Origin of the sequence: Amycolatopsis panacis (assembly GCF_003600245.1) — a bacterium.
GTDB lineage: Bacteria > Actinomycetota > Actinomycetes > Mycobacteriales > Pseudonocardiaceae > Amycolatopsis > Amycolatopsis sulphurea.
In genome coordinates, this window is sequence record NZ_QZFV01000025.1 from 1 (window position 1) to 4,117 (window position 4,117).

3 protein-coding genes and 2 pseudogenes are annotated in these 4,117 nt (G+C 64.6%); 2 read left to right on the top strand and 3 right to left on the bottom strand.

Going from position 1 to position 4,117, the window contains the following annotated elements; translation table 11 throughout:
- Together D5S19_RS02345 and ltrA are read right to left on the bottom strand one after the other, a co-directional pair.
- Positions 1 to 207 (bottom strand): annotated as a pseudogene (locus tag D5S19_RS02345) (IS3 family transposase); the annotation flags it as partial.
- A gap of 146 nt (positions 208 to 353) precedes the next feature.
- Positions 354 to 1,790 (bottom strand): group II intron reverse transcriptase/maturase, encoded by a 1,437-nt coding sequence (gene ltrA / locus D5S19_RS02350; RefSeq protein WP_120021672.1) that lies wholly within the window; start codon positions 1,788 to 1,790, stop codon positions 354 to 356.
- Between the two features lie 405 nt (positions 1,791 to 2,195).
- Between ltrA and D5S19_RS34015 the strand changes: the two genes are divergently transcribed.
- Positions 2,196 to 2,633, top strand: coding sequence for a transposase (locus D5S19_RS34015; RefSeq protein ID WP_158605475.1), 438 nt, complete (start codon positions 2,196 to 2,198; stop codon positions 2,631 to 2,633).
- Positions 2,630 to 3,634: an IS3 family transposase gene (locus D5S19_RS02355; protein ID WP_267901054.1), complete on the top strand. Its 1,005-nt coding sequence runs from the start codon at positions 2,630 to 2,632 to the stop codon at positions 3,632 to 3,634. Before D5S19_RS34015 ends, D5S19_RS02355 begins: the two co-directional genes overlap by 4 nt.
- Positions 3,635 to 3,918: 284 nt before the next feature.
- On the opposite strand, the pseudogene D5S19_RS32790 reads toward D5S19_RS02355, so the two are convergent.
- Positions 3,919 to 4,117, bottom strand: a pseudogene (locus tag D5S19_RS32790) (hypothetical protein); the annotation flags it as partial.

The following is a 4,117-nucleotide window of genomic DNA, read 5'->3' on the forward strand; positions in this document are numbered from 1 at the left end:
GGCCCCGTAGACGCTGTAGTTGTCCTCGTGCACCCGCTCGATCTTCTCGGCCAGCACCCGGTCGGATGCCGCGCGGGCGGACTCGGGACGGGTCCTGGCGGCGTAGTAGGTCGACGGTGCGATCTCGCCGGGCGTGCCCTCAAGCGCCCGCAGGACCGGCTGGACACCGTGCTCCTTCCGCTGGGAGTCGACGAACTCGACCTTCATCGCGACGGACGGTCCGTGAAGTCGGTCAGGGACGCGGTTCCAGCCATGTGGCTGGCCCGTTTTCCCGGACCGCTTCCCGCACCCGGCGTGCCCCTTTCAAGGCACCGGGCGCTCCACAAGCCCCGGTGTGATTCGTGAGGCGCTCGTCAGGCGGCCTCTGGCCAGGGAGAGGGAATGACTGATCCCCGGTAGCGGTAGCGTGTCGTGCTGACCTTCTCCGGGTTGAACATTTCCCGATCCTGGCCGGTGGGCCACCATCCGTCACCGCCGTAGCGGTGACGGAGTTCCTTCCACCTGGTCCGGCGGTGTTTGCGGCGTATCCAGCGCCATACCGTCTGCCACACGTAATGGCTCAGATAGGCAAAGGTCACCGAGGACACCCCGGGCCGGAAGTAAGCGCACCAGCCCCGCAACACGGGGTTGAGCCTGCGTAACAGGACATCGATGGGCTGGTTCACTTCGACCTCGCGGCAGACCGTCTTCACTTTGGCCACGACCGCCTTGAGCGATTTCTTGGCGGGATAGGAGTAGACGTACTGCTCGCGCGTGCCTTTCTTGCGACGGCGCTGGATGCGCCACCCGAGAAAGTCAAGGCCGTCATCGATGTGGGTGATCAGAGTCTTCTCCTGCGACAGGCGCAAACCCATCGCGGACAGGACCTCCGCGATCTCCTCCCGCAAGGCTTCCGCGTCCGCGCTGCTGCCTTTGATCACCAGGCACCAGTCGTCCGCATAGCGGACCAGCTTGAAGTTCGGCAAGCCGTGCCGCAGACGCTTGGCCTTCTCTGTCTTGCCGGTCGCCGGTCCACCCGGTGACCGTGCGATGTGCTCGTCCAGGACGGACAACGCGACATTACTGAGCAATGGCGAGAGAATCGACCCCTGCGGGGTTCCCGCGGTGGTGGGCCTCAACAGACGATCCTCACCGAGGATGCCTGACTTGAGGAACGCCTTCACCAGGTCCAGGACACGTTTGTCTCCGATCCGTGCTCGCACCCGCTCCATCAGGGCCGGATGCGAGATTTCGTCGAAACAGGCTTTGATGTCTCCTTCCACGATCCACTCATAACAGCGTGGTTTCGAGGTCAGATAACGAATCTCCGCCACCGCGTCATGAGCCCGGCGCCCCGGGCGGAACCCATAGGAACATGGGAGGAAATCCGCCTCGAAGATCGGCTCCAGCACCAGCTTCAACGATGCCTGGACCACCCGGTCGGTGATGGTCGCGATCCCCAGACGGCGCAGCTTGCCACCCGCCTTCGGGATCATCCGCTCCCGCACCGGCAACGGCCGGAAACTGCGGTCCTTCACTACAGACCGCAGCCCGTCGAGATAGTTGGCCACCCCGATCCGCGCCACAATCGACGCGGCGGTGCGGCCGTCCACCCCAGCGGTCTTGGCACCCTTGTTGCCCCGCACCCGATCCCACGCCACCAACAGAAACGCGGGATCGGCCACCAAATTGAACAGGTCATCGAACCGACGATGGGCATCCTCACGCGCCCACCGGTGCAGCTTGGTCTGGATCTCCAGTACCCGGCGTTCCGCCCGATACAGAACGGAATCCGGATCGTCGGTATTCACCAACGCTTATCCTCCTGGCCTTCCAGCACCCATCACTGCTGACTTGCTGGCTGTCTTCGCCCTGCATCCGGCTCTCCCGGACCCCGAGACGGGTCGTCACGCCCGCGACTACTACACAGCCGCCGCCCCACCCGGCAGCCCACAGCCGGAACAGGCCTGCCCGCCAACTGTCCTGGATGGACAGCCCGCGAGCGACCACCGGATGGTTCCCACGTTCACCACGCAATCGATCGGTCAGGGAGGCGACCAGCTCTACTCCGGCAGCATCGCCACGGCTACGCCGCAGACCTTCACCCCGGCCTCCTCACCGCCGGAACTAAACCCTCTTGGTCAGACTGATGTGAGACACCCCGTGTGAGTGCGGGGTCCCTGATCGAGAGGGCAGGACCGGAGATCCTTGTGCACGTGTCCACGCCATCTGACAAGCAGTCCCGGCGTTCGTCCGGTGGTGAGCAGGCCGATCCGGCTCCGCGTCCGTCGCGGCGGGCGTTCACCGCGGAGTACAAGCTCGCCATGGTCGCCGAGTACGAGAACGCCCCGAATGGGGAGAAGGGCGCGATCCTGCGCCGGGAAGGCTTGTACTCGTCTCACATCATCGAATGGACACGAGCTCGCGACGCGGGACGCCTGGGCGGTGAACCAGCCGAGCCGCGGACACCGCTGAAACGGGCGAAGAAATCACCCGACCAGATAGAATTGGAGAAACTTCGCCGGCAGAACCAGAAACTTTCCTCCGACTTGACGAAGACCCGGATGGCGTTGGACATCATGGGAAAAGCACACGCGCTCTTGGAAGAACTCTCCGAGAGCACGGACAACAACGAGCCACCGAGGACATCCTGACCGACGCGTTCACCGAACTACGCGCGGCGGAGGTTTCTGTGACGAGATCGTGCACGCTGACCGGGATATCCAGGGCGACGCATTACCGGCACGTCAACCCGAAAGGCCCGATGCATGGTCCGTGGCTGTCTCGCACACCGCCGCCGCAGGCCCTGGACACCGCCGAGCGAGACCTGGTGCTGGCGTTGCTGACCAGCCCGGCCTACCGGGACCTGGCGATCCCGCAGGTCTGGGCCAGGGAGCTGGACGAGGGCAGGTACTGGTGTTCGGTCTCCACGATGTACCGGATCGCCCGCGCGGCCGGGCAGGTCCGGGAACGTCGCCGCCTCGCGACCCATCCCGCCCGGGTGCGGCCCGAGCTGGTCGCCCGTGGTCCGAGTGAGGTGTGGTCGTGGGATATCACCGCGCTGAAAGGACCGTCGAAAGGGATGTGGTACAAATGCTATGTCATCCTGGACATCTATTCTCGCTATGTCACCGGCTGGCTGGTCGCCGCCGCGGAGGACGCGGTCGTGGCGAAGGATTTCCTCGACGAAGCGATGAACCGCAATGGTAGCCAGCCGCATACCATCCACGCCGACCGTGGTGGCGCAATGGTGTCGAAACCAGTATCGGAACTCCTTGTCGATCTCCGCGTCATCCGGTCCCACTCCCGCCCCCGCACCTCGAATGACAACCCGTATTCGGAGGCTCAGTTCAAAACCTTGAAATATATGCCCGACTTCCCCGAACGGTTCGGGTCACTGGAGGACGCGCGCGTGTTCTGTGACGGCTTTTTCGCGGCCTACAACCACGAGCACCGGCATTCGGGGATTGGGATGCATACTCCCGCGTCGGTGCACTTCGGCACCGCCGAGCAGATCCGCACCCAGCGGCAGGCCACCCTCAACCAGGCCTACACCGAGCACCCCGAACGCTTCGCACGCCGCCCCCGACCACCCAAGCTGCCCGAAGCGGCCTGGATCAACCAGCCCGCTGACCAGCCGAAACCAGCGCTGTAAACACAACCTGTCTCACTTGACTTGACAACTACCGAAACGGCTTCGGAGTTGACACCCAGGCTCACGAGCCCAGGGCATCACGCGCTGCACACCGGCCCATATCCACCAGGTTGGAGCCGGCTTCGCTCTTACGGAGCGTCAACCACTGGTTCACTCTCGTTACACCTTCTGACCTCGCTCGACAGGCCCGCACCGTCTGGCAGTTCCAGCACGTCCCGCCTTTGTCGGGGCCGCTTGCCACCCTCCCCGGCGTTCCTCCAGGTCAGGCTGCCCCCGTGCTTCAATCAGGCCGCTGCGACAGCCTGACGGGAAAGGTCTCGCACCCCTCCTCGATTGACTCGGCGCCTCGTGGCGCACAGCTCCGCTGCGAAGAAAGACGCCGCTGACTTCAGGATCTGATTCGCCCGGCGCAGCTCACGCACCTCACGTTCCAGCTCGGCCACCCTGGCCGCCTCGGTCGTGGTCGTGCCCGGCCGTGTCCCC